Below are 1,050 nucleotides of genomic sequence, written 5' to 3'. Positions count from 1 at the left end.
CGCCCGGTCCGCGTTGACGCTGCGCGGGTTGTGCACCCCCACCGGCGGGGTGATGGCCGCGGCCACCACCTCCCTGCCCGAGGAGGTGGGCGGGGTCCGCAACTGGGACTACCGCTACTGCTGGCTGCGCGACGGCGCCCTGACCGTGCAGGCCCTGGTCTCGCTCGGCTCCACCGCCGAGGCCGAGGCCTTCCTGGACTGGGTCCACCGCGTCGTGGAGTCACTGCCCAGCCCCGAACTGCTGCGCCCCCTCTACAGCCTGCGCGGCACCGACCTGGGCCCCGAGGAGGTCATCGAGTCCCTGTCGGGCTACGCGGGCTCGCGCCCGGTCCGGATCGGCAACCTGGCCGACCACCAGGTCCAGCTGGACGTGTTCGGCCCCGTGGTGGAGCTGATCGCCCAGATCGCCCGGGTCAACGACACGCTCACCGACCGCGACTGGGACCTGGTGCGCTCCATGGCCCAGGCCGTGGCCCGCCGCTGGCACGAGCCCGACCACGGCATCTGGGAGGAGCGCGACGAACCCCGCCAGCGCGTCTACTCCAAGGTGATGTGCTGGGTGACGCTGGACCGCGCCCTGGCCCTGGCGCGGCGCTACGGCCGCGCGGTGGACCCGACCTGGCCGGGCCTGCGCACGCGCATCGCCGAGGAGGTCCTGGAGAAGGGCTGGAACGAGCAGGCCCAGGCCTACACCACCGCCTACGACGGCACCGACCTGGACGCGGCCTCGCTGCACATCGGCCTGTCGGGGCTGATCGATCCCTCCGACGAGCGTTTCCAGGCCACCGTGACCGCGGTGGAGGCCGAGCTGCGCAGCGGCCCGACCGTCTACCGCTACCACCGCGACGACGGCCTGCCCGGCGGTGAGGGCGGTTTCCACCTGTGCACCACGTGGCTGATCGAGGCCTATCTGCTGACCGGGCGCCGCGCGGAGGCCGAGGAGCTGTTCAAGCACCTGGTGGACTGCGCGGGGCCGACCGGGTTGATCCCCGAGGAGTTCGACCCGGTCACCGAGCGGGCGCTGGGCAACCACCCGCAGGCCTACTCGCA

At 73.0% G+C, this 1,050-nt stretch carries 1 protein-coding gene; it reads left to right on the top strand.

Annotated elements, in window-relative coordinates; genetic code table 11:
• Nucleotides 1–28: 28 nt before the first annotated feature.
• A partial coding sequence (locus D458_RS0132660; protein ID WP_239648127.1) for a glycoside hydrolase family 15 protein occupies nt 29–1,050 on the top strand: 1,022 nt, incomplete at its 3' end.

It is taken from the genome of Nocardiopsis ganjiahuensis DSM 45031 (assembly GCF_000341085.1).
Lineage (GTDB): Bacteria > Actinomycetota > Actinomycetes > Streptosporangiales > Streptosporangiaceae > Nocardiopsis > Nocardiopsis ganjiahuensis.
The sequence above is the reverse complement of the archived record's forward strand: the minus strand, read 5'-3'. Positions and strand labels throughout refer to the sequence as shown.